Raw genomic sequence first — 25,699 nt, forward strand, 5'->3', positions numbered from 1 at the left:
CGGGTCGACGACTCCGCGCTGGCCCGCTCCATGTACTCGGCGGACGCCTCGCTGTACCGCGTCCCGCCGCGGGTGGTCGTGACGCCGCGCGAGGCCGCCGAGCTGCCCGCCGTGCTGGACGTGTGCCGCCGGTTCGGGGTGCCGCTGACGATGCGCGGCGGCGGGACGTCCATCGCGGGCAACGCGGTCGGCCCCGGCGTGGTCGTGGACGTCGGCCGCCACGTCAACCGGGTGCTGGAGATCGACCCCGAGGCGGGCACGGCGCTGGTGGAGCCGGGGATCGTGCAGGCGCGGCTGCACCAGATCGCGGCGCGGCACGGGCTGCGGTTCGGGCCCGACCCGTCCACCCGGACGCGCGCCACGCTCGGCGGGATGATCGGCAACAACGCGTGCGGGTCGCGGGCGCTCGGATATGGGCGGACCAGCGACAACGTCCTCGGGCTCGACGTGGTCGCGGGCTCCGGGGAGCGGCTGCGGCTCGGCGACGTCCCCGGCGCGGACGGCGCCGCGAGCCCGCTGCTCGACCGGCTGCAAAGCCTGGTGGGCGACCATCTGGCGGTGGTCAGGACGGAGTTCGGGCGCTTCGGCCGCCAGGTGTCCGGCTACTCGCTGGAGCATCTCCTGCCCGAGAACGGCTTCGACGTCGCGCGGGCGCTGACCGGCAGCGAGGGGACCCTCGCGCTGACGCTCGCGGCGCGGATCCGGATGGTGCGCGAGCCCGCGTGCCGGGTGCTGGTCGTCCTCGGCTACGGGTCGATGGCCGAGGCGGCGGACGCGGTCCCGGCGATCCTGCCGCACGGCCCGGTGGCCTGCGAGGGCCTCGACGCGCGGATCACCGGCGTGGTGGCCGAGCGGCGCGGCCCCGGCGCGGTGCCGCCGCTGCCCGCCGGGTCCGGCTGGATGCTCGTTGAGCTCGCCGGGACGGACGTCGCGGCGCTGCGCGCCAGGGCGCGCGAGGTCGTCGCCGACTCCGGGTGCGGCGACTCCATGCTCGTCGAGGACATGGCGCTCGCCGACGCGCTGTGGCGGATCCGCGAGGACGGCTCCGGCCTGGTCGCGCGCACCCCGGACGGCGAGCAGGCGCACGCCGGGTGGGAGGACGCGGCCGTCCCGCCCGAGCGGCTCGGCGCCTACCTGCGCGAGTTCGAGGAGCTGCTGGGGCGGTACGAGCTGTTCGGCGTCCCCTACGGGCACTTCGGGGACGGGTGCATCCACGTCCGCATCGACTTCCCGTTCGCCCGTCCCGACGGCACCCAGGTCTTCCGGAGCTTCCTGAACGACGCGGCCGCGCTGGCGGCGCGGCACGGCGGGACGATGTCCGGCGAGCACGGCGACGGGCGGGCCCGCAGCGAGCTGCTGCCGCACATGTACTCCCCCGAGGCGCTGGCCCTCTGCTCGGCGGTCAAGGACGTGTTCGACCCGGGCGACCTGCTCAACCCGGGCATCATCGTCCGCCCGGCGGCGGTGGACGAGGGGCTGCGCCCCGCCGAGGCCGTCCCGCTGACCCGCGGCCTCGGCCTCGCCTACCGGGACGACCGCGGCGACCTGTCCCGGGCCGTGCACCGCTGCACGGGCGTGGGCAAGTGCCGGGCAGACAACACCGGCGCGGGCGGCGTGATGTGCCCGTCGTTCCTGGCCACGCGGGAGGAGAAGGACTCCACCCGCGCACGCGCCCGCGTCCTCCAGGACGCGGTGGTCGGGAAGCTCGGCCCCGACCCCTGGAAGTCCGACGCCCTGCACGACGTGCTCGACCTGTGCCTGTCGTGCAAGGGGTGCGCGTCGGACTGCCCGACCGGCATCGACATGGCGTCCTACAAGGCGGAGGCCCTGTACCAGCGCTACCGCCGCAGGATCCGGCCCCGCGCCCACTACGCGCTCGGCCTGCTGCCGCGCTGGACCCGGCTCATGGCGCGCGTCCCCGCGCTGGTCCGGCCGACCAACGCGGCGATGCGCGCCCGCGCCCTGCGGCCCCTGGTCGCCTGGAGCGCGGGTATCGACCGGCGCCGCTCGCTCCCGAAGTTCGCGCCGCGGACGTTCCGCCGCCGGTTCGCGTCCCATCAGAGCCGGGAGGGGCGCAACGGCGAGGTCGTCCTGTTCGTCGACACGTTCACCGATGCTTTCTCCCCCGACGTCGGCATGGCCGCCGTGCGGGTGCTCGAACACGCCGGGTACCGCGTCACCGTCACCGAGCGGCCGGTGTGCTGCGGCATCACGTGGATCTCCACTGGGCAGCTCGACGGCGCCCGCGCGCAGGCGCGGCGGATCGTCCGCGCGCTGCTCCCGCACGTCCGGCGCGGCGCGGTGGTCGTGGGCCTGGAGCCGTCCTGCACGGGCGTGCTGCGCTCCGACACCGCCGAGCTGCTGCGCGGCGTGGACGCGGCCGCCGCCCGCGAGGTCGCCGCCGCCACCCGCACCCTCGCCGAGCTGCTCACCGAGACCGCCGACTGGACGCCGCCCGACCTGTCCGGCGTCACCGGCATCGCGCAGCCGCACTGCCACCACCACGCCGTCATGGGCTGGGCCACCGACGCCGCCCTGCTGGAACGGGCGGGCGCCCGGCTGGACCGGCTCGGCAACTGCTGCGGGCTCGCGGGGAACTTCGGCGTCGAGAAGGGACACCACGACGTGTCCGTCGCGGTCGCGGAGCAGCAGTTGCTCCCGGCGGTCCGCAAGGCCGGGGACGGGGACGCGGTCCTCGCCGACGGGTTCAGCTGCCGCACCCAGCTCCACCAGCTGGCCGGACGGGACGGCGAGCACCTCGCGGAGCTCCTCGCCCGGCATCTGCCGCCCGGTTAGGGTTCGCCGCCGAGCGTGCGGGACAGCGTGAGCGCCGCCGTGTGGACGGCGGGCGCGACGACCGCGAGCCGCATCGTCGTCGCCCAGCCCGACACCGACAGGGCGCCGAGCGCGTACCCGTCCGGGCCGAGGACGGGACTGGCCGCGCAGACGATCCCGGTCCCCGACTCCTCCCGGTCGTAGGCGACGCCCTCCCGCCGGACCCGCTCCAGCTCCCGGGCGAGCAGGCCGGGCGCGGTGACGCTGCGCTCGCTGGTCTTGGCGAGACCCTCCTCCAGCACGGACCGCACCACGTCCGGCGGGGAGAACGCGAGGATCGCCTTGCCGACGCCGGTGACGTTCGCGGGCAGCCGCCCGCCCACCTGGGACGGCATCCGCGGCCCGCCCGCCGAGCCGAGGATCTCCACGTAGACGACCTCGGCGCCCTCCAGCACCGCCAGGTGGACGGTCTGCCGCGTCGCCTCCCGCAGGTCGGACATGTGCGGGACGGCCGCGTCCCGCAGCACCCGCTGGCGCGGCACCCGCTGCCCGATCTCGAACAGCTTCAGCCCGAGCCGCACCCGCGGCCCGCGCCGCTCCAGCAGCCCGGCCTCGACGAGGTCGAGCGCGATCCGGTGCGCCGTCGACTTCGGCAGGCCGCTGCGGCGCGCCAGCTCGGCGGGGCCGAGGTCGGCGTCGTCGGCGCGGAAGGCGGCGAGCACCGCGACGGCGCGGCGCAGGAACGTGCCGCCGGACGGCGGGGATTCGGCCATGCAAGAAGTGTCCCACCACGCGGGACGCCCGCGTTGCCCGAGGTGGGCCGCACGGGGCAGGCTCGGCGTGCCAGCCGACGAGACGATGTGAAGGACGGCCCCATGGATCCGGGTTCGGTGGAGAAGGCCGCGACCGCGCTGCTCGACGCCTACGCGACGCGCACCCCGGTGGCGCCGCTGACGGCGGGCCATCCGGACATGACGGTGGCCGACGCCTACGCGGTCCAGCAGGCGCAGGTCGAGGCGTGGACGGCCGCGGGCGCGCGGATCAAGGGCCACAAGGTCGGGCTGACCTCGGCCGCGATGCAGCGCCAGATGGGCGTCGACCAGCCGGACTTCGGCGTACTGCTGGACACGATGTTCGTCCAGGACAGCGCCCCGATTCCGACCGGCCGCTTCCTGCAGCCGCGGATCGAGCCGGAGATCGCGTTCGTGCTCGGCCGCCCGCTCGCCGGGCCCGGCGCGACCGCCGCCGACGCGGTCGCCGCCGTCGAGTACGTGCTGCCCGCGCTGGAGGTCATCGACTCCCGCATCGCGGACTGGAGGATCACGCTGCCGGACACGATCGCGGACAACGCGTCCAGCGGCGGGGTGGTGCTCGGCACCCGCCCGGTCCGGCTGGACGGCCTGGACCTGTCGCTGATGGGGTGCCTGCTGCGCCGCGGCGGCGACCTGATCGACACCGGCGCGGGCGGCGCGGTGCTCGGCTCGCCGATCAACGCGCTGGTGTGGCTGGCGAACGTGCTCGGCGAGCGCGGGGTGTCGCTGGAGGCCGGGCACGTGGTGCTGCCCGGGTCGATCACGGCGGCCGTCCCGGTCGCGCCCGGCGACACGATCACCGCGACGTTCGGCGGCATCGGAACCGTGACGGCGAAGTTCGGGAAGGGGGAAGCATGAGCAAGCTGACGGCCGCGATCGTCGGGCCCGGGAACATCGGCACCGACCTGCTGGTCAAACTGACGCGCAGCGAGCTGATCGAGGTCCACTCGATGGTCGGGGTGGTGCCGGAGTCGGACGGCCTGGAGCGCGCCCGGAAGATGGGCGTCCCGGCGTCGGCGGAGGGGGTGGACTGGCTGCTGGCCCAGCCGGTGAAGCCGGACCTCGTGTTCGAGGCGACGTCCGCGAAGGCGCACCTCGCCAACGCGCCGCGCTACGAGGAGGCGGGGATCACGGCGATCGACCTGACGCCCGCCGCGACGGGCCCGCTCGTGTGCCCGCCGGTGAACCTGGACACGCTGTCCGACGCCCCGAACCTCAACATGATCACGTGCGGCGGGCAGGCGACGATCCCGATCGTGCACGCCGTGTCGTCGGTGGTCCCGGTGCCGTACGCGGAGATCGTCGCGTCGATCGCGTCCCGCTCGGCGGGGCCCGGCACCCGCGCGAACATCGACGAGTTCACGCAGACGACGGCCCGCGCGATCGAGCGCGTCGGCGGCGCCGGACGGGGCAAGGCGATCATCATCCTGAACCCGGTCACGCCCCCGATGATCATGCGGGACACGGTGTTCTGCGCCATCCCGGAGGACACCGACACGAAGGCCGTGGCGGCGTCGATCGAGAAGATGGTCGCCGAGGTGCAGACCTACGTCCCCGGTTACTCGCTGCGCGCGGAGCCGCAGTTCGACGAGCCCCGCGACATCTGGAACGGCATGGCCCGCGTCGCGGTGTTCCTTGAGGTCCGCGGCAACGGCGACTACCTGCCGCCGTGGGCCGGAAACCTCGACATCATGACCGCGGCCGCCGCCCGGGTGGGCGAGCAGCTCGCGCGCAGGAAGGCGACCTCATGACCGACAAGATCAGGATCACCGACTCGACTTTGCGGGACGGCAGCCACGCGATGGCGCACCGCTTCACCGAGGAGCAGGTCCGCGGGGTCGTGCACGCGCTGGACGCCGCCGGGGTGGAGGTCATCGAGGTCACGCACGGCGACGGGCTCGGCGGGTCGTCCTTCAACTACGGCTTCTCGCTGGAGGACGACGTCAGGCTGGTCGCCGCCGCCGTGGACGAGGCGACCCAGGCGAAGATCGCCGTCCTGCTGCTGCCGGGGCTCGGCACCGTCGAGGACCTGAAGCTCGCGCACGACGCGGGCGCTTCCGTCGCGCGGATCGCGACGCACTGCACCGAGGCGGACGTGTCGCTGCAGCACTTCGCGGCGGCCCGCGACCTCGGCATGGAGACGGTCGGCTTCCTGATGCTGTCGCACCGGATCGGCCCGGACGAGCTGGCGAAGCAGGCCCGGATCATGGTGGACGGCGGCGCCCAGTGCGTCTACGTCGTCGACTCGGCGGGCGCGCTCGTGCTCGGCGACGCGCAGGAGCGGATCAGCGCCCTGGTCAAGGAGATCGGGCACGAGGCGCAGGTCGGGTTCCACGGGCACCAGAACCTGTCGCTCGGCGTGGCGAACTCCGTCCTCGCGCAGCAGAACGGGGCCCGGCAGATCGACGGGGCGCTGTGCGCGCTCGGCGCGGGCGCGGGCAACTCCCCCACCGAGGTGCTGGTCGCGACGTTCGAGCGGCTCGGCGTGCCGACCGGCGTGGACGTGCAGGGCGCCCTCGCGGCGGCGGACGACGTCGTGAAGCCGTTCCTGCACCGGCTGCCGTTCGCCGACCGGGGCGCGATCACGCAGGGGTACGCGGGCGTGTACTCCAGCTTCCTGCTGCACGCGGAGCGGGCGGCGGAGCGCTACGGCGTCCCGGCGCACGAGATCCTGCAGAAGGTCGGCGAGGCCGGGTACGTCGGCGGCCAGGAGGACATGATCATCGACGTGGCGCTGCAGCTCGCGGCCGAGCGCGAGCGCGCCTCCTGACCCTCGACGGGGTCGACGGGCGGCCGTCCGGCACCGCCGGGCGGCCGCTCAGTGATCTTTGCACGGTGCAACCGTTGGGATAGCTTGGGCGGTATGACCCCCGAGGATCCGGCCGGCCAGCGCGCCGCGTCGACTCCTCGCGGACGCGCGCGCCGCGAACAGCTGGTGCGGATCGGCCTCGATCTGCTCGCCGAGGGCGGCTGGCCCGCGATCACCGCGCGGGCCGTGGCGGACCGGGCCCGCATCCGGCCCGGCCTGCTCCACCACTACTTCAACGGGCTGCCCGGCCTGCACGTGGCGGTCGCGCGGCGCGCCACGGAGATGATCGCCGACCCGGTGCTGGACGCGCTGCTCGCCGCCCCGGACACGGCGTCCGCGGTGGCGGCGATGCGCGCGCAGATCCCGGCCGCGGCGGCCGAGCGCAATCTCAGGCTCGCCGCCGAGCTGCTGGTCAGGGCGCTGCGCGACCCGCGGATGGGCGCCGAGCGGCGGGACTGGACGCGCGCCGTCCAGGGCCGTGTCGCCGCGCGGCTCGCCGAGACCTGCCCGGACTGGCCCGCCGAGCGCCGCGAGGGCACGGCGATGCTGTGCACGGCGATGCTGGACGGCCTGATGCTGCAGTTGATCCTCGACCCGGACCGGCCCGCCGAACCGGCCCTCGCCGCGACCGCCGCCCTCGTCGCGAAACCGTAGCCGCCGGGTCAGCCGGGGCGGCTCGCTCTGCCGGGGATGATCGCGACCGGGCAGGGCGCGAGCCGCAGCATCCTGGAGCTGGTCGCGCCGAGCGGGTCGGTGCCCGTCCCGCGGTCGCCGAGGACGAGCAGCGCCGCGTCCGCCACCGCGTCCTGGAGCGCCTCGCACGGGCGTTCCAGCAGCAGCGACACGGTCACCTCGACCTTCGGCCACCGGTCGCGCCACGGCGCGACGGCGTCCTCCAACTCGGCCGTGCGCGTCTTCTCCAGCAGCTCCCGGTCGTTGAACAGCGCCAGCTCCGCGTCCAGCACCACGCCGGGCTCCCAGCAGCCGTACACGACGTGCAGGTCGCGGTCGCGCAGCGCGGCCTCCTCGAACGCGAAGCCGAGCGCGGGGTCGCAGCGGGCCGTCCCGTCCACTCCGGCGACGACGGGGCCCGGCCCGCCGGTCGCCTCCCGGACGACGACCACCGGCCGCTCCGCCCGCGCGGGCACCTCCAGGGCGGTCGCGCCGGGGTCCAGCCGCTCGTGCGCGCCGATCACGACCAGCTCGGCGGCGCGGGACGCGTCCAGCAGCGCCGCCGCCGCGGGCCCGCGCATCAGCCGCCGCCGCACGCCGGGCGCGCCGAGCTCCCGGGCCCGCGCGACACCGCGCTCCAGCAGGTTCTCGCCCGCCCGCCGCCTGATCGTCTCGGCGTCGCGGTCGACGTGCCCGCTCGCGTACGGCCAGTGCCAGCAGTGGCACAGCTCCAGGTCGAGGTCGCGCCGGCGGGCCTCGTCGACGGCCCAGCGCAGCGCGGCGTCGTTCTCGGGCGTCCCGTCGAAGCCGAACAGGACGCTCGGTCCTCGGGTCCTTCCTCCGCGGTCCATATGCCTGCCCTCCTCCTGCCAGTCTGCGCGCATCCGGTCCACTCCAGAAGGGGACGAAGGTCCCTGGGAACGTGCCATCTCAACTCGTACGGCACTCCCGTGACGCGAGACGGCCGTCCAGGGCAAGAGAAGGTGATGGAAGGGTCAAGTCCCCTTGGTACCCGGCCCCCGGTCCGTAAACTCCGAGGTCATGATCAAGAGCGTCGGGCTCGGCGTCCTGCTGGGCGGAAGCATGGCCGTCGGCGGCGCCGCCGCCCTCCCCGCGAGCGCCGCCCCGAGGAGCGACGTCGGCGCGGACCTCGACGCGATCCTCAGGGACGGGCGACTGTCCGGCGCGGCGGTCGACGTCGTCGTCCGCGAGGCCGGGACGGGGCGCGTCCGCTACGACCGGAACGGCGAGCAGCGGGTCATGCCCGCCTCGAACAACAAGCTCCAGACCTCCGCCGCCGCCTTCGGGATCCTCGGCGCCGGGTACCGGTTCCGTACGACGGTGAGCGTCAAGGGCGGGAACCTGTACCTGAAGGGCACCGGCGACACGACGATGCGCGCGGCCGAGTACGACCGGCTGGCCGCCGCCGTCGCCGCGTCGGGCGTGCAGACGGTCAGGGGCGACCTCGTCGCGGACGACACCTGGTTCGACGCCAAGCGCGTCCCCGACGGATGGGAGCCGGGCGACCTCCAGTACGCCTACGCGGGGCGGACGTCAGCGCTGACGCTCTCGCCGAACGACGACTTCGACGCGGGCTCGGTCCAGATCTCGGTCGCCGCGACCCGTCCGGGCGAGCCGGTCAAGGCGGGGCTCAGCCCCGCGACCGGGGTCGTGAAGATCGACAACAGGGCGACCACGGGGGCGGCGGGGTCGCCGTCCACGCTCGCGGTGAACAGGGACAACGGGTCCGACACGATCGTCGTCACCGGGTCCCATCCGGCGGGCGCGGCGGAGGCGACCGTCCTGCGGACGGTCGAGCGGCCGACGCTGTACGCGGCGGACGTGTTCCGTCGCGCGCTCAAGGCGCACGGCGTCCGCGTGGCGGGCACGACCGAACGCGGCCGGACGCCGTCGGGCGCGACGACCGTCGCGTCCCGGACGTCGATGCCGCTGTCCCGGCTCGCGGCGCCGTTCCTGAAACTCAGCAACAACGTCATCGCCGAGACCCTCGTCAAGGCGATCGGCCGGAAAGCGCGCGGCGAGGGGACGTGGGCGGCCGGACTGCCCGTGATCCGCGCGCACCTCGACCGGCTCGGCGTCGACACGTCCCGGATCACGATGACGGACGGCTCCGGCCTCGGCCGCTCCAACCGCACGACCGCCGCCCAGCTCAGCACCCTGCTGAACAACGCGCGGCGGCAGACGTGGTTCCCCGCCTGGTACGCGGTGCTGCCGATCGCGGGCCAGCCCGATCCGCTCGTCGGCGGGACGCTCGCGAACCGCATGCGGGGCACCGCCGCGGCGGGGAACGTGCACGCCAAGACGGGGACGCTGACCGGCGTCACCGCCCTGTCCGGCTACGTCACGGACCCGGACGGCCGCAAGCTGATCTTCTCGATCGTGTTCAACGGCTACTCCGGCGGCGCGCCGAAGGACATCGAGGACGCGATCGCCGTCCGGCTCGCCGCCGGGGACCGCCCCGCGGCCCGCCTGCGCGGCCCGGCCCCGGCGGACGGCGGCCGCCTCGAACCGACCTGGACGCGCGGCCTTCAGCCCTGAGCGACCGTGCGCAGCGCCCGGTACAGCAGGCCCGCGTCGCCGAGCCGGTGCCGGAGCACCTTCTCCAGCCCGCCGATGGGAACGAGGTTCTGCGGCGCGCGCGGGTCCTTGTAGTCGACGCCCGCCAGCGCCGGGATGATCGCCGCGCTCTGGTCGGCCAACTCCGCGACCGCCTTGCGGGGCAGGTCGGGGGCCGCCTCGCAGCGCGCGACGCCCGCCCACGGCGCGTCCGACGGGGTCGGCAGCCGCAGGTACCAGGAATGCCGTGCCCAGCTCGTCGTCATCAGGAACACGGGCGTCCGCTGCCCCGGCCGCAGCGCCCCGAGGACGGACGCCTGCGCGCCCGTCAGGTACGCGGCGTGGTGGGTCTTGACGTAGCCGACGGTGCGCGGGAGGTGGGCGCGTCCGCGCAGCGGGCCGTCCACGATGAGGAGGTCGTCGTCGTGGCCGGACTCCGTCCGGTACCGGGTGGCGAGGCCGACCTCCACGTCCGTGAGCCGCCGCTGCAGCGCGAGCGAGAGCTGCTCGGCCGTACCGCCCTGCGCCTTCTCCGCCTGGTAGGTGCCCGCCCAGGTGACGACGTCGGCGGCGTGCGGGGACGGCGTGAACAGCGACCGGCGCACGTCCACCTCGGCCAGCTCCGCCGGGCGCCCCGGGCGGCAGCGGACGAGCCCGGCGGCGCAGGACGCGGCGATGCCGGGGACGGGCATGCCGCCGTCCGGGTCGTCGACCCACACCCGGGCCTCGACGCGGCGCACCCCGTCCGCGACGATCAGCCCGCCGGGCGGGAGCCCGGCCGCCGCCGGGGTGATCGGCCGCCACCGGTCGGCGGGCAGCTCCACGTCGAGGTCGAGCTGGCGGCGCGACCCGGAGTCCAGTTCGTCGAGCGCCTCCGCGGTGAGCGAGGTGGCGTACCCCGGATCCCAGGGGTCGACGGTGATGGCGGCCCGTGGCGCCGTGGTCGTCCGTGCCATCAGACCGCCTTCTTCGTGAGATGCGAGCCGGTGTTGTCGCGCGCCACGTCGAACCGGGCGGGCACGCGCTCGGCCAGCGCCGGGACGTGCGTGACGATCCCCACCATGCGGTCGCCGTTCGCCGTGAGCCGCTCCAGCGTCGTCGCGACCATGTCGAGGGTCACCGGGTCGAGGGTGCCGAAGCCCTCGTCCAGGAAGATCGAGTCCAGGCTCCGGGCCGCGCCGCCGCCGAACCGGGCGACCTGGTCAGACAGCGCGAGCGCCAGCGCGAGGGACGCCTGGAACGTCTCGCCGCCGGACAGCGTCCGCACGCTGCGCCGCAGCCCCGCCTCGGTGTGGTCGGCCACCTCGATCGCGTTCCGGTCGTCGAGGACGAACTCGAACTGCCCGCCGGACAGCTCCCGCAGCGTCTCCGACGCGGTCTCGACCAGCACGGCGAGCGCCTCGCCGCACAGCCAGTTCTCGAAGTTGTTCGCGCGCAGGTGCCGGGCCAGGTCGTGCGCGACGGCCGCCTCGCGTTCGTGGCGGCGGATCTCGTCGGTGAGCTTCCGGGCGAGCCGCCTGTCCTCCCGGATGCGGGTGAGGCGGTGTTCGGCCTGGCTCCGCGCGTCCAGCACGGCCTCGCGGACGCCTTCGACGGAGGCGGACGCAGGCGCGGCGACGTCGTGGGCGGCCAGCTCTTCGGCGAGCGAGCCCCGCTGATCGTCGCGCCTCCGGCGGAGGGCGCTCAGGTCGTTCTCCAGCTCGTCCGCGGCCTGCTCGCGGCGGCCGGACTCCTGGTCGCGCCAGGCGAGGAGGGCCGTCCAGGCGGCGTGCGGGTCGGACCGGTCGAGCGGCGGCGCGCCGAGCGCGACGACGGTGTCCCTGGCCGCGTCCAGTTTCGCGATCGCCTTGGCGGCTTTGTCGTCCAGCCTGGCGCGGCGCTGCTCGGCCTTGGTCAGCTCGTCGCGTGCGGCGCGGAGGTCGCGGTGCGCTTTCGCGGCGGCGGCTTCGGCTTCGGTGATGGCGTCGAGACGGCGGCGGACGTCGTCGGCGTCCGGGTGGGCCTCGATGTGCCCGGCCTGGGCGTCGAGTTGCCGCGCCAGTCCGTCGAGGACCGCTCTAAGCCCGGACAGCTCGCTTTCCAGGTTCCGGTGTTCCGACTGCGCTTCTTCGAGGGCTTGTTTCCGGGCCTTGACGTGGCGGTCGGCAGCGCCGAGGGCGGGCGGCGCGTGGTGCTCGGGCGGTTCGGCGACCTCGCGCAGGCACACCGGGCACGGTTCTCCCGCGGACAGCCGCTGCGCCAGGTCGGCGGCGGTGTGGGCGTCCCGGACGCGCTGCCGCTCGTGCTCCGCCGCGTCGAGTTCCGTGCGGGCGGCGACCGCCTTCTCGTCGGCGGCGTCCGTCACCCGGCGGGCCCGCTCGGCGTCGGCGCGGGCGGTCTCGATCTCGGCGGTCAGGCGGGCGTGCTCGCGGTGCGCCTTGGCGGCCAGGGTGAGGGCCGTCTTGTCGCCGAGGGTGTCGAGCCGTTCGCGCGCCGTGCCCTCCGCCTCCTCGTGGCGGGCCACCTCCTGCTTGAGGCGCTCCGTCTCGTCGGTCGCGGATCTCAGCTCGTCCGCGAGGGTCGGGACGTCCGCGGGCATGGCGAGTGCGGTCAGCGCGGCGAGCAGGTCGCGGGCGTGCTTGGCCTCGGTCTCGCGTTCGCGGATCTCGGCGTCCGTCCGCTGGAGGTCGTCCAGGGCCGAGCGGACCCGGTCTTCGAGCGCCCGCACCTCCCCCAGGCGGCGGACGGCCGCGTCCTCGGCGGCCTCGTCGGCGTCGTCCAGCTCGTCCAGCCTGGCCTGGGCGGCACCGGCGCGGGCCTCGGCCGCCCGCGCCTCCTCGCCCGCCCGCTTCATGATCGTCTCGAACATCCCGACGTCCAGGAGCTGGACGAGCAGGTCCTGCCGCTTCCTCGGCTCGGCCTGGAGGAAGTCGGCGAACCGCCCCTGCGGCAGGACGACGCACTGCGTGAAGTACCTGAACTCCAGCCCGGTGACCTTCTCGACGGCGGCGGTCACCCCCTCGCCCTCGGCCACCGACCGGACCTGGGCGGCGAGCATCGCCTCGATGCCGTCCGCCGGGTCGACGGACGGGTCCAGCTCGTCCAGCCGCGCCGTCTTGGTCGTCACCGTGCCCCGGCTGTTGCGGACGAGCGCCCGGACGACCCCGTACCGGCGGCCCGCCGACTCGAACACCAGCGCCACCCGTCCCGAGTTCGCGGACGGCGCCAGCGCCAGCTTGATCACGTTCTCCTTGCCCCAGCGCGGCACCGACCCGTACAGCGCGAAGCAGATCGCGTCGATCACCGTGCTCTTCCCCGAGCCGGTCGGGCCGACGAGGACGAAGTAGTCGACGTCGTGAAGCTCCACCGAGGTGGGCGTCCGGTAGCTGCAGAAGTCGTCCATGTGGACGCACAGCGGGCGCATCAGGCGTCCCCTCCCCCAGGCCCGTCGAGCTCGTCGTAGAGCCGGTCGAACAGGGCCACGACCCGCTCGTCCTCGTGGCCCTTGTGCTCCAGGTACGCGCGGAACAGCTTCCGCGGCGTCGGGGACTCGCCGCCGCCGGTCAGCGTCGCCGGGCGCCGCGCGGCGGCGGGCCGGAACGCCTCGTCGACGTCGACGGTCAGCGCGTCCGGCAGGATCTCCCGGACGTCGTCGGCGAGCCCGGCGCGCGGCCGCTCCGCGACGACGACGCGCAGCCAGGCGTCCGCGAGGCCGTCCCGCATCGCGGCCAGCTCGTCGAGCGTGCCGGTCACCGTCCGCAGGACGCGGGCGCTGCGCAGCGCCACCTCCCGCACCTCGGCCGGGCGCCCCGGCGAGGCGTCCACGACGAGGACGCCCGGCGTGTTCTGCTCCTCCCCGAAGTCGACCGCGATCGGGGAGCCGCTGTACCAGATGGGGCACGGACCCGGCATGCGCTGCCGCCGGTGCAGGTGGCCGAGCGCCGCGTAGTGCGCGGACGGCGGGAACGCCGCCGACTCGAAGTAGTAGGAGAAGATCGTCTGCGCCTCGCGCTCGCCGCCGCCGAGCCGTCCGCCGGGCAGCGTGCCGTGCGCCGCGACGAGGTTCACGGTGTCGGCCTCGAACCCGGCGGTGAGCGCGTCCGCGAGCCGCGCGAACCGGTCGGCGTAGTCGCGGTTGTGCTGGTCGGGCGTGCCGGTGAGCGCCTCGATCGCCCGGACGACGTACCGCTGCGACAGGAACGGCATCGCCGCGAGCCTGACCGGCTCGCCGGACCGGGACGTCCACGACAGGACGCCGCCGTCGTCCGGCCGCTTGAACTTTCCGACGACGTGGACGCCGAGCCGTCCGAGCACCGGCCGGTACACGTCGTCCAGCAGGCGCGGGTCGTCGTGGTTCCCGGCGAGCACGACGACCTCGCGGCCGTCCTCCCGGAGGGCCATCAGCGTCCGCATCACCAGGGCCTGCGAGGGCGGCGTCGGGACGGCGCCGTCGAACACGTCGCCCGCGACGACGACCGCGTCGACGTCCTCCTCCCGGGCGACGCCGACCAGCTCGTCCAGCACCTTCGCGTGCTCCTCGAACCGCGACCGGCCCCGGAGCACCTTGCCGACGTGCCAGTCGGCGGTGTGCAGGAACTTCATCTCCGCTCCCCGTGCGTCAGAACGGCGGCACTTCCTCGTCGGCGTCGACGCCGAGCCCCTCGAACGGGTCGGCGCGCCCCTTCGGGGAGTACGGCCCGGACCGCGCGGCGGGCGGCGGCGCCGCCTCGGCGGGACGGGTCGCCCACGCCGGGAACGGGAACTCGACCGCCAGCGGCACCGGGATCTCGGGCTGCCCGACGAACATCGTCCCCGGCTTCGCGATCGTGGCGCGGGCCCGCGCGGCGGGCGGCAGCCAGCCGTACTCGCCGCGGGACGCCTCCGCCGCGTCCAGCCGTCCCGCCACCCGGACCGCGCAGTTCGCGACGATCCGGCGCTCCACCTCCGACGCCGTCTGCTGCGCGCCGATGAGGATCACGCCGAGGGACCGGCCGCGCTCGGCCACGTCCAGCAGGATCTCCTTGATCGGGGAGCCGCCCTCGCGGGGCGCGTACTTGTTCAGCTCGTCCAGGACGACGAACAGCAGCGGCCGGGCGCTGCCCGTGCTCTCCTTCAGCGCGAACTCGCCGCGCAGCACCACCCCGACGACGAACCGCTGCGCCCGCTCCGGCAGGTTGTGCAGGTCGACGACGGTGACCTGCGACTCCGTCGCGATCGACGCCTTCGCCGACAGGTCGCCCCGGACGATCGGCGACAGCGCCCGCACCGACGACCGCAGCCGCCGCAGGAACGCGTTGACGGTGCCGAGCCCCATGAGCTGCGCGCCCCACGCGCGGCGGGAGTCCTCGTCGGTGAGCGTCTCCTCCACGAACCGGACGAGGTCGTCGTAGGTGCGGCAGATCACCGGCTCGGCGTCGTCGGTGGCGCGCAGCCGCACCGCGCCGCCGACGGGTTCGGCCGTGCGGGCGAGCCGCGCCGCGACCTGCCCGATCAGCATCGTGTACTGGGCGCGCTCGTCCTCGGCGTCGGCGAACACGAAACTCAGCAACTCGTTCTTGCAGAATTCGGCGAGCGTCCAATAGAAGGGGCTGACGTCCTGGGTGCGGGCGGACACGTGCGGCGTGCCGTTCGGGTCGCCCGGCCGCGGCGGCGCGTACACGTGGACGCTGCCGAACGGCTTCGGCTCCAGGCCGAGCCGCCGGTACGCCTCGCGGGCGCCCGCGTCCAGCCGCTTGTTGGCGTGGTCGAGGAAGAGCAGGTCCTCGCCCTTCACCGAGAAGATCAGCGCCTTGGTGTTGTGCGCCTCGGCGCCGAGCGCGCCCGAGTTGAAGATCGAGTAGAGCAGGAACGTGGCGAACGACGTCTTGGTCGCGACCCCGGAGATCCCCGAGATGGAGACGTGGGCGCCGCGCGTGCCGTCCAGGAAGTCCATGTTCACGTGGATCGGCTCGCCGTCGCGTCCGAGCCCGACCGGGACGCGCCGCTCCATCACGTCGAAGTACAGCGCCCGTTCCCGTTCCCGCTCACCTGCGCGGGACGCGATCGAGCCGGGCAGCGGCGGGACGTACACCTCCGGCTCGACCCGGGTGACCGTGACCTCGGCCGCCTCCACCACCGCCGCGGGCAGCACGCCGTCGGCGATCAGGAAGACGTCCGAGTCGTAGGCGGCGCCCTCGTGCCGGGCCTCGACGTTCGTGACCACCCCGGCGATCAGCACCTCGCCGCGTCCGGGCACGTCCCGGCGGGCGGCGATCACCTCGTCCAGTTGGACGACGGCGCCCGGCTCGAGCCCCACCCAGAACGACAGCGGCGTCGCCGACTGCGTCCCGAGCACCCGTCCGACGACCTGTCCCGACGCCTCGTCGGCCATGCATCCCCACCCGAATCACCCGCGGACCACCAGTTCACGGCAGGGTAACCGCACACGCGGACAAACCCGGGGGAACCCGCACCGATCCCTCTGACGAGCCCGTCACGCTACCGCACGACTCCGCTTCGTATCGCCCTCGTGTCTCCGGACGGTCGGACGGGCGGTCGGACGGGCGGTCGGACGGGCGGTCAGACGAGGGCTTCGCAGAACCAGTGGACCTCGTAGAGCGGGCCCGGGTCGGGGCGCTGGCGGAGGCGCACCTTGTCGAAGCGCGGAAAGTGCCACCGGCAGGACTCCGCCAGGTCGATGCGGTGCAGGCCGCTGCCGGTGTCCTGGCACCACCACTTGCGTCCGCCCTCGGTGTAGAGGGACGTCTCCTTGTAGCCGCGCGCCGCGCACTCGGCCGTCATGCGGTCCAGGCCGCCGACCTCGCGCCACTGCTTCGCGGGCGTCCGCGTGATCGTGACCGTGGGCTTCGCCGACGCGGGCGGCCCCGCCCCCTCGGCCGGACTGTCGCCTGACTTGCGGCCGAGGGCGTAGACGACGCCCGTCGTCCCGAGGAGGACCAGCGCGGTCGCCGCGGCCGCGACGATCATCCGGCGCGCGGCGGAGCGCGGCGGCACCGTCTGGGACGTGGACGGCCCCGTCGCCGTCCGCGTCCCGCCCTCCGGCCCGGCGGCAGGCGGCGGGATGGGCGGTCCGGGTCGCCACTCGTTGTGGATGATGTCGGTGGCCGCCTCCTCCGGGGCCTGCTCGCCCACCAGCCGGACCAGCAGCTCCTCCGCGTCCGGACGCCGGGACGGGTCGGGGTCGAGCGCCGCCCGGACCAGTGGCAGGAGGTCCGGCGGCACGCCGGTCAGGTCGTGCATGGCCTGCTGCGCGCGGGCGGCGAGGACGGGCATCGTCCCGGTGCCGAACGGGTTGCGGCCGGTCGCCGCGTAGGCGACGAGCGTCCCCCAGGCGAAGACGTCGACGGCGGTGCCGACCCGTCCCTCGAACGCCTGCTCCGGTGCGACGTAGCCGGGGCTGCCGATGACGGCGCCCGTCTGGGTGTGGTGGTCCTCGGAGTCCAGGGCGCGGGCGATGCCGAAGTCGATCACGCGGGGCCCGTCGGCGGCGAGCAGCACGTTGCGCGGCTTGAGGTCGCGGTGCACCAGCCGGACGGCGTGGATCGCGGTCAGCGCGGTCGCCACGCCGACCGCGAGGCTGCGCAGCGCGCCCGGCGGGAAGCCGCCGTGCGCCTTGATGTAGTCGGTGAGGGACGGCCCGTCGATGTACTCGGTGACCAGGTAGGGCGCGCCGTCCGACTCGCCGTGGTCGAGCACCCGCGCGGTGCAGAACGACGCGACGCGCTGGGCGTTCGCGACCTCGGTGGCGAACCGCGCCCGGAACGCCGGGTCGCGGGCCAGCTCGCGGCGGATCACCTTGACGGCGACCTTCCGTCCGGACGGGGCGAGCCCCAGGTACACCACGCCCATGCCGCCTTCGCCGAGCCGGCCGAGGAGGCGGTGCGTCCCGACGGACTCGGGGTCGGCGGCATCGAGCGGACGGACGCCGGGCCCGGCGGACCAGCCCGGAGGGTTCTGTGGGGTCATCGATTCGGTCGTCCCGTGGCGTGTGTCGGCGGCGGGGAGCATGCGCGGACGCGGCGGGGACGGTCCCCGACCACGAGAGCAGACTCCCACCCGGGCACGGCACGTGCAATCGACACGTCGCTATGCGTGAACTCCACCGTTTCGAGCCTCGCGAAGAGCACGGGCCGCCCCGGCGCGGGGACGAGGAGGCCGGGTGGCGCAGCACCCCCGGGAGGGCGGACGTGCTGCGCGCCTCGCACCGGGCGAGGTGACCCCGGCGTCGCCGGCGCCTCGGTGGGCACCCGTGCCACCGAGGAACCTTCGCCGGAAGGCGGACACGGCTCGCCGGTCCACCGGCCCCCCGTGCCGTTTCCCTCCTGCCGCGCCTCGTTCCCGCGCGTCTTCGTCGGACACTAGCGAGAGGGTCCTTACCGATCGCTTACCGGAATGCGCGACGGTCAGCCGATCATGTCGCGCGAACGCAGCCGCTCCTCGACGGAGGAGCGGCCCGCCGGGTCGTCGATCCGCTGGAACAGCTCGCGCGCCTCCGTCCACGACGCGCGGGCGGCATCGTGCTCGCCGCCGGCGGAGTAGGCGTCGCCGAGCGTCCGCAGGGCGCGGGCGAGGAACGGGATCCAGCCGCGGGTGCGCCACACCTGCACCGACCGTTCGAGGGACGCGACCGCGCCCGGCAGGTCGCCCTCCGCCAGGTTCAGTTCGCCGAGGACGCCGAGCGCGTCCGCGAGGTGGTGCCGGAAGTTCCCCGCCTGGCTGTAGGCGAGGGCGAGGTCGAGGGTCGGCCTGGCCCGCTCGTCCCCGGTCGCGACGAACAGCTTGGACAGGTACAGCAGGGAGAACGTCTCCAGGTAGCGGTCGTCGAGGCGCCGCGCCATCGCGACGGACTTGTCGAGCAGCGCGCGGCCGCCCGCGAAGTCGCCGCACAGCGCCTGCGCCGCGCCGAGGAACTGCACGATCGTCGCGACGAAGCGCGGGTTCCCGACCCGCTCGGCGATGACGAGCGCCCGCTCCAGGCATTCGCGGGCGGGCCGCGGGTCGCCCTCGCCGTGGACGACGGCCCTCACGTGCAGGGCCCGCGCCTGCCCGCTCTCGTAGCCGGCGTCGCGCGCGACGCGCAGCGCCCGCTCAGCGAGGTCGAGCGCCTCGCGCTCCGCGCCGTCGGCGACCCGGCCCCAGACCATCGCGACCATCGCGTCGGCCATCCCGACGGGGTCGTCCAGCTCGGTGAACAGGTCGAGGAGGCGGGCGGCCATGGTGCGCATGCGCGTCATCGCCGGGCCGGGCCCGGCGGGCGACGTCCAGGTGATGACTTCGAGCAGGCCGCGCAGGAGGACGGCCTCGCCGCGCCGGTTCCCCGTCCGCTCGCACAGGCCGAGGGCCCGCTCGTGCATGCGCCGCCAGTCGTCGTAGAGCGCGCGGACGTCGCAGTACCGCTCCATCGAGGCGGCGAGGTCCCAGGCGTGGTCGGCGAGGCCGAGGTCGACGGCCTGCCCGACGGCGGCGACGAGGGCCGCGCGCTCGGCGGCGAACCAGGCCATCGGGTCAGCGGGCGGACGTCCGCCGCCGGGCGGCGTCCACCGCTCCGCCGGGCCGTGCATCAGCGCGTAGCACGGCCCGGGGACGTGCTCGGCGGCCTGTTCGGCGAGCGCCAGCCAGCCGCCGAGGGCGCGCCGCAGGGCGGCGGTGCGCTCCGCCTCGGTGTCGTCGCGTTCGGCCAGCTCGCGGGCGTACAGCCGGAGGAGGTCGTGCAGCCGGTACCTGATCTCGCCGGTCTCGTCCACGCCCGCGACGGTCACGAGGTGGGCGTCCACGAGGGTCTCGAGCTGGCGGCGCGCGTCGAGCTCGGGGACGTCGAGGAGGGCGGCGACCGTCCAGCAGGCGAAGTCGGGCGCGTCGAGCAGGCCGGTCATGCGGAACGCGCGCTGCGCTCCGGCGGGGAGCAGCCGGTAGCTCATCGCGAACCCGGCCCTGACCTCCAGGTCGCCCGCGACCAGCTCGTCCAGGCGGCGGCGCTCCTCGCGGAGGATGTCGGCGAGGTGCGACAGCGTCCAGTGGCCGCGGCCGAGCAGCCGGGCCGCCGCGATCCGCACCGCGAGCGGCACGTGCCCGCACAGCCGGGCGATCTCCACCGCGACGCCCGGCTCGGCGGCGACGCGCTGCTCCCCCACGATGCTCGTGATCAGATCGACCGCCTGGGTGGACGGCAGGACGTCCAGTCCGAGCGGCTTCGCGCCCTCCAGGCCGAGCAGGGCGTTGCGGCTGGTGACGAGCACGGCCGCGTCCGGCGTGCCGGGCAGCAGCGGCCGGACCTGGCTCTCCCGCGCGGCGTTGTCGAGGACGACGAGGATCCGCCGCCCGGCGAGGCGGCTCCGGTACAGCGCGACGCGCTCGTCCAGGGACGGCGGGACGCCCGCGCCCGGCATGCCGAGCGTGCGCAGGAACCGGCCGAGCACCTCCCCCGGCTCGGCGGGGCTCGCCGAGTCGCCGTGCAGGTTCGCGTAGAGCTGCCCGTCGGGGAAGAAGTTCGCGATCTGGTGGGCGACGTGGACGGCGACCGTGGTCTTGCCGACGCCGCCCATCCCGGCGACGGTGGCGACGGCGACGGAGCGGTGGCGGCCCGTCCCGGCGCCGCCGATGAGCCGCTCGGCCAGCTCCGCGACCTCGATGGTGCGGCCGGTGAAGTCGGGGATGTCGGGCGGGAGCTGCGCGGGCGGCGGCGCGGGCGGCTCGGCCGCCGGTCCCGGCCCGCCCTTCCCACCCGGCTCGCCCTTCTCACCCGGCTCGCCCTGGTCGGCGGACAGCGCCCGCGTGTGCGCCCGCTGCGCCCGCTCGCTCGGCTGGACGCCCAGCTCGGCGTCCAGCCGCTCGCCGAGCCGCCGATAGACGCGCAGGGCCTCGGCCCGCCGCCCGCTCGCCGCGAGCAGGTCCATGAGGGCGGCGTGCAGCGGCTCGTCGAACGGGAACTCCTCGGCCAGCGCGGTGACGGCGGCGACCGCGCCGTCGGGCGAGCCCGCCGCGAGGGCGGCGGCGGCGAGGTCCATCCCGGCGCGGCGGATCTCCTCCTCCAGGCCGCGGACGAGCGGGTCGTCGCGGTCGATGCGGGGCAGCCCGGCGAGCAGCGGGCCCTTCCGCTCGGCGAACGCCGACGACAGCGCCCGGTACCGCCGCGCGGGCTCGGTCAGCGAGCCCGCGTCCTCGGTGAGGGCGCGGAACCGGCCGAGGTCGGAGCGGTCGGCGGCGTGGTGGAACAGGTATCCGTCGCGGTAGCTGATCTCGATCCGGTCGGGGCCGCCCGCGTCGAGCGAGGCGAGCCATTTCCGCAGCCGCGAGACGCCGACGTGGACCGACTGGCGGCTCGTCTCCCACGCCCGGTCGGCCCAGACCAGTTCGGCGAGCCGGTCGGCGGACAGCGGTTCGCCCCGCCCGATGAGCAGCACGCCGAGCAGCCCCTGGAGCACGGGCGAGCGCGGCGGCGCCACCTCGGCGCCGTCGACCCCGACCGACAGCGGACCGAGGACCCGGAAGGACACGCCCTCTGCGCTCACACCCGCCACACCCGCGACACCTCCGCCGAACGCCAATCAGGAGCCATTACGACGTATGCCGTCAACGGACCGATTTGATCGGCTGGACCAGGAATCCACCCAACACGGCCATGCCCGCCGCGAGGAGGAACAGCATCGGATAACCACCGTACGCGACGCTCTCCGCGGCGACGACCGGGGCGATCGCGACGGCGGCGCTGGTGGAGGTGTTCATCGTCCCGAGATCCTTGCCGCGGTCGCCTTTGCTGCGCAGCAACTGGGTGGCGAGTGCCTGGTCGACGGCGAGGTAGGCCCCGTACCCGGCGCCGAGCGCGGTCGCCGCCGCGGCGGCCATCGGCCAGGTCGGGACGAGCGCCATTCCGGTGAGCGCCCCGGCCATCAGGACGGCGGCGAGAACGACGAACACCTTGCGCTTCTCGACCCGGTCCGAAATCCGGCCGACCACCAGACTCACCGTGACGATCCCCGCCGTGTAAAGGAGGCTGAGCACGGCCACGCCCTTGGCCGGGTCGCCGACCTTGATCTGGTCGCGGAGAAAGTAGAGCAGGTAGATGGTCGCGAGCGAGGTCGCGAACTGGGCGGCGAACCGGCCGGCCCAGGCCCAGCCGAAATCCCTGCCGAGGGCGGACGGGTCGGGCAGCCAGCGGCCGACCGGGGTGCGGTCGGCGGAGGCGGGGACGTCCCGTCCGATCAGCGCGTACGGCAGCGCGAGGACCACGACCAGGGCGGCGACGACCGGGTACCCGACGCCGACGGAGAGCCCGGAGACGAGCAGCGTGCCGAGCACCAGGCCGAGCGGCTGAGCGAATCCGAGAATGGCGAACACGGTGCCGCGGCGGTGCACCGGCACCTTGTCGGGGATGATGGCGCACAGTACGGCGTGAATTCCGCCGACGCCGCCGTGCACGACCGTCCAGCAGATTCCGACGACGACCACCGACGATTGCCTGGACATCGTGAGAAGGGCCGCGGCACAGCAGGCGATGCCGCCGAGAACCCAGCAGCGACGTTTTCCGAAGCCCCATTTCGTGCGGTCGGAAAGGGCGCCCATGACGGGCGCCGCGATCACGGCCGCGATCGCCCCGGAGGTGGTCACCGCGCCCATGAGCCACACTTTGTCGGACGGGTCGAGCGCCTCGATCTGACTGGGCAGCAACACCTGCGCGGCCGCGAGGAGGCCGATCCACATTCCGAGGGTGACCCCGAACAGAGCGAATACCCAAGAATAGGACAGATCCTCGAATTCAGCGGATTCCGCAGCCGGGGGCCCGGCCACGGAAAGAGGTTTCTCCACTGCGAATTCCCCGACTCCCTTACCCTCGCGACCTGGTGACACCCGGCTCACAAGGTAGCACACACAGTACGGACCTACCACCCGAAACCACCATAAACTGATCAGCGTGAGAATCGCCCCGAATCCCACTCGCTCCTACCAATGACCCATGCGGTGGAACGTCGTAATTCCCTTTTCCGCCCCCGTGCGCCGATCTCCCATTCACCTGCCGGACACCGGGCCACGCTCCCGCCCGGCGGGCGTCCGCGTCACGGCTCCCGCGTCACGGCTCCGCGTCGTAGACGAGCAGGCCGTCGTCCCGCAGCCGCGCGCCCGGCGTCGGCGGGTGCTCGGCCAGGCGGCCGTCATGGGCCAGGTGCAGCACGTCCCGCCCGCGCGCCAGCACCGCGAAGTCCGCGATGAGCCGCCGATGGCAGCGCCACCACACCGACTCGCTGCACATCACGGCCGTCCGGGTGCGCCCGGCGACGGAGAGGAGTTCGTCCATGGCCGCCAGGAACTCGGGCGTGCGCATGTGTCCCGCATAGCCGCGGAACGCGTCGTTTCGCCAGAAGGTGTCAGGGGCGTCCGGCGCGGGCTTCCTGAATCCGCCGAGCCGCTTGTCCCAGCGGTAGCCGATTCCGGCGGCGGGCAGCCATTCCTCCAAGGCGTCGCGCATGACGTCCGGGTTGCGGCGGCTGCCGGGCGCGGTGCGGACGTCGACCACGTCCCGCACCCCGGCGCCGTCGAGCAGCCGGACGATCTCCTCCCGCCCGGCGACCCCGTGCCCGAACGTCACCAACGCCTCCACGCCCCCATGCTCCCCGGACTCGCCGCGGCGGAACCCGTCCCGGTCAGCGGCTGGTGGTGACCTCTTCCAGGATGGTGTGGAGTTCGCGCAGGGCCACCGTCGCGCACATGGACGCCGGAGAGGTTCAGGACGATCTCGTCCGCGCCCGCCTCGGTATGCTCCCCGAGCCGCTCGCGGACGTCGGCGAGCCCGCCGCCGACGAACGCCCCGCCCTTGAGCAGCGCCGTCGCCGCGGCGCGCGGGTCGGCGGTGTCGACATCGACGCCGGAGCGGCGCAGCATCGCGGCGTAGTGCGGCAGGCGGAGATGGCGGGAATGGCCGGCGACGACCACGTCGGGCAGGTCGCGTCCGTCCGTGTCGAGGGCGACGGGGACGACCGACACGAGGCGCGGCATCGGGCGTCCGGCCGCCTCCGCGCCCTCGCGCAGCACCGGGACGATCACGTCCCGCAGGTGGCCGGCGGGCGTCAGCAAGGTGATCGCCACGTCGGCCGGCCCGCCCGCGACGCGCGCCATGGCCGGTCCGAGCACGCCAACGCCGACCTCCACCGGCGGGCTCGGGACGGGCCGCAAGGCCAGACGGCACGAGAAGTACTCGCCCGCGTGCTCGACCTCCTCCCCGTCCAGGAGGCCGCGCATGATGGTCAGGTATTCGCGCGTGGCGGTCAGCGGGCTCCGGTACGGAGCGCCGAGCAGGGCGCGCTGGTAGGACGCGGCGCCCGGTCCGTACCCGGCGACGACCGGGTGGCCCATGGCCATGGCGAGGGTCTGGGCGAGTTGCGCGGCGGCGACCGGGTGGCGGCTCGGCATGAGCAGCACGCCCGTCCCGACCGGGACGCGGAAGCCCGACGCGGCGGCGAACACGAACGTCTGGTGCGCGTCGCTGACGTCCGCCTGCCCCTGCCAGAGGCTTTGCGCGCCGCTCCACTGCGTGAGCGCGGCGTACGGCAGGATCTGGTGCGGACGCGCGGGCACGAACGGCATCATGATCGAGTACGCGGTCACGTCACGGGGCTCGCCTTCACGGGAGGGGCCGCCCCGCCGAGCCAGGCCAGCGGGTCGCGCTTGGCGAGCGCGCCGTGGACGGCGAGGAGCACGCCCGCCGTCCCGGTGCCGAGGTCCATGGACAGTCGAGCGAGGTCGTCCGTCGGGAACGCGAGGTGCTGATGGAAGCGGATCGCGTGCCAGCCGAGGCGGCGCAGGTGCGCGCCGACCGCCGGATCGCCGCCCCCGGACGCGCGCGCGAGGACGGCCAGGACTCCCGCGCGTCCGTCGAGGAGCCCCGCGGACGCCACCAGGTCCATCCGCAGCCCGGCGTGGACGGCGTCGAGGACGCGGTGATAGTGGTCGTCGTCCGGCCGGTGCGCGAGGTACTCGCGGAGCGCGACGGCGATTCCGGCGCTTCCGCCCGTGAGGCTCAGCCGCCATCCGGCCCCGTCACGCACTTGGAGGCAGCCGTCCGCCGGGACGCCGCAGTGGGCGATATCCCTGGCCAGCGCCGTCGCGGCGGCGTCGAGGTAGTGCGGGCGGTCGGCGGCGAGGCGGGTGAGGAGCAGCGCGATGCCCGACCAGCCGCGCATGAGGCCGGGACGGGTGACGGGCGCGATGCCGTCCGCGTCTCCGGCGACCAGGCGGGCCAGACGGTCGGCGATCCGGATCACCCCGTCGTCGTCCAGGCCGCCGCCAGTGAGCGTGTCGCGGAGCCGCAGGAGGCCGAGGCCGATCCCGGCGAGGCCGCCGAACAGTCCCGCCGCGCTTCCGCGCAGGTCGAGGCGGCGGAGCCGGTCCAGGGCGGCGAGCGCCTCGTCGTCCCGGCCGAGTTCGGCGAGGACGCAGGCGACTCCGGCCAGCCCGTCGCACAGTCCCGCTCGCGGTGGGTCGAGGCGTTCGCTTGCGCGGGCCAGCCAGTCGACGTGCTCGTCGAAGCCGGGGTAGCCGGTGCGTCCGGTGGCATGCAGCGCGTGGAGGACGCCCGCCGCGCCGAAGGCGAGCGTCGCGCCCTGGCCGTCGAACTGGCGAGGGTCCCCGGGGAAGAGGCGGTCGTCGCGCCCTGGCGTCGCGCTGCAGACGATCGCGTCCCGCATCGCGTCGAGGACCGGCGTCCAGGACGGCCCCTCCGGCGTGCCAGGCCAGGGCGGAGCGGCGAGGGGCGACGGCCGGGCGCAGGCACGGTGCCGGGACGGTCACAGCGCCCGCTGCGGGGGCGGGGCGAGGCGGTCGCGCAGCCCGCGTCCGAACCCCGGCGGAAGCGGGAACAGCTCCTCGGCGGCGTCCGCCAGGACTCCGGCCTTGGCCGGGTCGAGCCCGATGAGCTGGGTGATCGGCAGGAACAGGGCGAGGCGAAGGCAGTCCAGGGCGAAGTGGTCCGGGTCGAACCCGGATCGGGCCCACGGCGCGGCAAACCCCGCCGTGGCCACCACGGACGCGGGGCCGTCGCCGATCCGGGTCAGCGACATAGAACCGGTCGCAATCGCCAACGCTCTTC

At 74.7% G+C, this 25,699-nt stretch carries 19 protein-coding genes; 6 read left to right on the plus strand and 13 right to left on the minus strand.

Going from position 1 to position 25,699, the window contains the following annotated elements:
- Positions 1-30: 30 nt before the first annotated feature.
- Complete coding sequence (locus FXF65_RS35565) at positions 31-2,796, plus strand: FAD-binding and (Fe-S)-binding domain-containing protein (protein WP_148354716.1); 2,766 nt, start codon at positions 31-33, stop codon at positions 2,794-2,796.
- On the opposite strand, the gene FXF65_RS35570 is transcribed toward FXF65_RS35565, so the two are convergent.
- Positions 2,793-3,548: an IclR family transcriptional regulator gene (locus FXF65_RS35570; protein ID WP_148354481.1), complete on the minus strand. Its 756-nt coding sequence runs from the start codon at positions 3,546-3,548 to the stop codon at positions 2,793-2,795. The two genes, FXF65_RS35565 and FXF65_RS35570, sit on opposite strands and share 4 nt — an antisense overlap.
- A gap of 102 nt (positions 3,549-3,650) precedes the next feature.
- Between FXF65_RS35570 and FXF65_RS35575 the strand changes: the two genes are divergently transcribed.
- The 4 genes from FXF65_RS35575 (at position 3,651) to FXF65_RS35590 (ending at position 7,050) form a co-directional block, all read left to right on the plus strand.
- Positions 3,651-4,445 (plus strand): 2-keto-4-pentenoate hydratase, encoded by a 795-nt coding sequence (locus tag FXF65_RS35575; RefSeq protein ID WP_148354482.1) that lies wholly within the window; start codon positions 3,651-3,653, stop codon positions 4,443-4,445.
- Positions 4,442-5,338 (plus strand): acetaldehyde dehydrogenase (acetylating), encoded by an 897-nt coding sequence (locus FXF65_RS35580; RefSeq protein WP_148354483.1) that lies wholly within the window; start codon positions 4,442-4,444, stop codon positions 5,336-5,338. Before FXF65_RS35575 ends, FXF65_RS35580 begins: the two co-directional genes overlap by 4 nt.
- On the plus strand, positions 5,335-6,357 hold the full coding sequence (dmpG, locus tag FXF65_RS35585) for a 4-hydroxy-2-oxovalerate aldolase (RefSeq protein WP_148354484.1): 1,023 nt from the start codon (positions 5,335-5,337) through the stop codon (positions 6,355-6,357). The genes FXF65_RS35580 and dmpG overlap by 4 nt, the downstream gene beginning before the upstream one ends.
- Before the next feature lie 93 nt (positions 6,358-6,450).
- A complete protein-coding gene (locus FXF65_RS35590; RefSeq protein WP_148354485.1) occupies positions 6,451-7,050 on the plus strand; it encodes a TetR/AcrR family transcriptional regulator in 600 nt (199 codons plus the stop codon).
- Between the two features lie 8 nt (positions 7,051-7,058).
- On the opposite strand, the gene FXF65_RS35595 is transcribed toward FXF65_RS35590, so the two are convergent.
- The gene (locus tag FXF65_RS35595; protein WP_148354486.1) at positions 7,059-7,919 is read right to left on the minus strand and encodes a universal stress protein; all 861 of its coding nucleotides are present in this window, start codon (positions 7,917-7,919) and stop codon (positions 7,059-7,061) included.
- 190 nt (positions 7,920-8,109) lie between these two features.
- On the opposite strand from FXF65_RS35595, the gene dacB reads away from it, so the two are divergent.
- Positions 8,110-9,627, plus strand: a complete 1,518-nt coding sequence (gene dacB / locus FXF65_RS35600; RefSeq protein ID WP_148354487.1) for a D-alanyl-D-alanine carboxypeptidase/D-alanyl-D-alanine endopeptidase — start codon at positions 8,110-8,112, stop codon at positions 9,625-9,627.
- Here the strand turns inward: dacB and FXF65_RS35605 are convergent.
- The 11 genes from FXF65_RS35605 to FXF65_RS35655 all read right to left on the minus strand — a co-directional run bounded on the left by FXF65_RS35605 (position 9,618) and on the right by FXF65_RS35655 (position 25,670).
- Positions 9,618-10,601 carry a hypothetical protein gene (locus FXF65_RS35605; RefSeq protein WP_148354488.1) on the minus strand — a complete coding sequence of 328 codons (984 nt, stop codon included), beginning with the start codon at positions 10,599-10,601 and terminating at the stop codon, positions 9,618-9,620. The genes dacB and FXF65_RS35605 overlap by 10 nt on opposite strands.
- Positions 10,601-13,048, minus strand: a complete 2,448-nt coding sequence (locus FXF65_RS35610; protein ID WP_148354489.1) for an AAA family ATPase — start codon at positions 13,046-13,048, stop codon at positions 10,601-10,603. Before FXF65_RS35610 ends, FXF65_RS35605 begins: the two co-directional genes overlap by 1 nt.
- Positions 13,048-14,226 (minus strand): exonuclease SbcCD subunit D, encoded by a 1,179-nt coding sequence (locus FXF65_RS35615; protein ID WP_148354490.1) that lies wholly within the window; start codon positions 14,224-14,226, stop codon positions 13,048-13,050. The genes FXF65_RS35610 and FXF65_RS35615 overlap by 1 nt, the downstream gene beginning before the upstream one ends.
- A gap of 16 nt (positions 14,227-14,242) precedes the next feature.
- Positions 14,243-15,994 (minus strand): ATP-binding protein, encoded by a 1,752-nt coding sequence (locus tag FXF65_RS35620; RefSeq protein ID WP_148354491.1) that lies wholly within the window; start codon positions 15,992-15,994, stop codon positions 14,243-14,245.
- Between the two features lie 188 nt (positions 15,995-16,182).
- A complete protein-coding gene (locus FXF65_RS44910; protein WP_222868906.1) occupies positions 16,183-17,589 on the minus strand; it encodes a serine/threonine-protein kinase in 1,407 nt (468 codons plus the stop codon).
- Positions 17,590-18,026: 437 nt separating this feature from the next.
- Positions 18,027-21,131, minus strand: coding sequence for an AfsR/SARP family transcriptional regulator (locus FXF65_RS35630; protein ID WP_187412681.1), 3,105 nt, complete (start codon positions 21,129-21,131; stop codon positions 18,027-18,029).
- A 61-nt stretch (positions 21,132-21,192) separates the two neighbouring features.
- Positions 21,193-22,407 (minus strand): MFS transporter, encoded by a 1,215-nt coding sequence (locus FXF65_RS35635; protein ID WP_148354493.1) that lies wholly within the window; start codon positions 22,405-22,407, stop codon positions 21,193-21,195.
- A gap of 280 nt (positions 22,408-22,687) precedes the next feature.
- A complete protein-coding gene (locus FXF65_RS35640; RefSeq protein ID WP_148354494.1) occupies positions 22,688-23,215 on the minus strand; it encodes a DUF488 domain-containing protein in 528 nt (175 codons plus the stop codon).
- Complete coding sequence (locus FXF65_RS35645) at positions 23,200-24,219, minus strand: LLM class flavin-dependent oxidoreductase (RefSeq protein WP_222868907.1); 1,020 nt, start codon at positions 24,217-24,219, stop codon at positions 23,200-23,202. Before FXF65_RS35645 ends, FXF65_RS35640 begins: the two co-directional genes overlap by 16 nt.
- Positions 24,216-25,298, minus strand: coding sequence for a lanthionine synthetase C family protein (locus FXF65_RS35650; RefSeq protein ID WP_148354495.1), 1,083 nt, complete (start codon positions 25,296-25,298; stop codon positions 24,216-24,218). The genes FXF65_RS35645 and FXF65_RS35650 overlap by 4 nt, the downstream gene beginning before the upstream one ends.
- A gap of 99 nt (positions 25,299-25,397) precedes the next feature.
- Complete coding sequence (locus FXF65_RS35655; RefSeq protein WP_148354496.1) at positions 25,398-25,670, minus strand: hypothetical protein; 273 nt, start codon at positions 25,668-25,670, stop codon at positions 25,398-25,400.
- Positions 25,671-25,699: the final 29 nt, after the last annotated feature.

Origin of the sequence: Actinomadura syzygii, assembly GCF_008085905.1 — a bacterium.
Taxonomy (GTDB): Bacteria; Actinomycetota; Actinomycetes; order Streptosporangiales; family Streptosporangiaceae; genus Spirillospora; species Spirillospora syzygii.

Excerpts from the sequence above, each read along its gene's own strand:
- FXF65_RS35655 (WP_148354496.1), bottom strand. The coding sequence starts at position 25,670 with ATGTCGCTGACCCGGATCGGCGACGGCCCCGCGTCCGTGGTGGCCACG.
- FXF65_RS35615 (WP_148354490.1), bottom strand. The coding sequence starts at position 14,226 with ATGAAGTTCCTGCACACCGCCGACTGGCACGTCGGCAAGGTGCTCCGG.
- FXF65_RS35580 (WP_148354483.1), top strand. The coding sequence starts at position 4,442 with ATGAGCAAGCTGACGGCCGCGATCGTCGGGCCCGGGAACATCGGCACC.
- FXF65_RS35575 (WP_148354482.1), top strand. The coding sequence starts at position 3,651 with ATGGATCCGGGTTCGGTGGAGAAGGCCGCGACCGCGCTGCTCGACGCC.
- FXF65_RS35610 (WP_148354489.1), bottom strand. The coding sequence starts at position 13,048 with ATGCGCCCGCTGTGCGTCCACATGGACGACTTCTGCAGCTACCGGACG.
- FXF65_RS35650 (WP_148354495.1), bottom strand. The coding sequence starts at position 25,298 with ATGCGGGACGCGATCGTCTGCAGCGCGACGCCAGGGCGCGACGACCGC.
- FXF65_RS35565 (WP_148354716.1), top strand. The coding sequence starts at position 31 with ATGTACTCGGCGGACGCCTCGCTGTACCGCGTCCCGCCGCGGGTGGTC.
- FXF65_RS44910 (WP_222868906.1), bottom strand. The coding sequence starts at position 17,589 with ATGACCCCACAGAACCCTCCGGGCTGGTCCGCCGGGCCCGGCGTCCGT.
- FXF65_RS35620 (WP_148354491.1), bottom strand. The coding sequence starts at position 15,994 with ATGGCCGACGAGGCGTCGGGACAGGTCGTCGGACGGGTGCTCGGGACG.
- FXF65_RS35595 (WP_148354486.1), bottom strand. The coding sequence starts at position 7,919 with ATGGACCGCGGAGGAAGGACCCGAGGACCGAGCGTCCTGTTCGGCTTC.
- FXF65_RS35570 (WP_148354481.1), bottom strand. The coding sequence starts at position 3,548 with ATGGCCGAATCCCCGCCGTCCGGCGGCACGTTCCTGCGCCGCGCCGTC.
- FXF65_RS35590 (WP_148354485.1), top strand. The coding sequence starts at position 6,451 with ATGACCCCCGAGGATCCGGCCGGCCAGCGCGCCGCGTCGACTCCTCGC.
- dacB (WP_148354487.1), top strand. The coding sequence starts at position 8,110 with ATGATCAAGAGCGTCGGGCTCGGCGTCCTGCTGGGCGGAAGCATGGCC.
- dmpG (WP_148354484.1), top strand. The coding sequence starts at position 5,335 with ATGACCGACAAGATCAGGATCACCGACTCGACTTTGCGGGACGGCAGC.
- FXF65_RS35605 (WP_148354488.1), bottom strand. The coding sequence starts at position 10,601 with ATGGCACGGACGACCACGGCGCCACGGGCCGCCATCACCGTCGACCCC.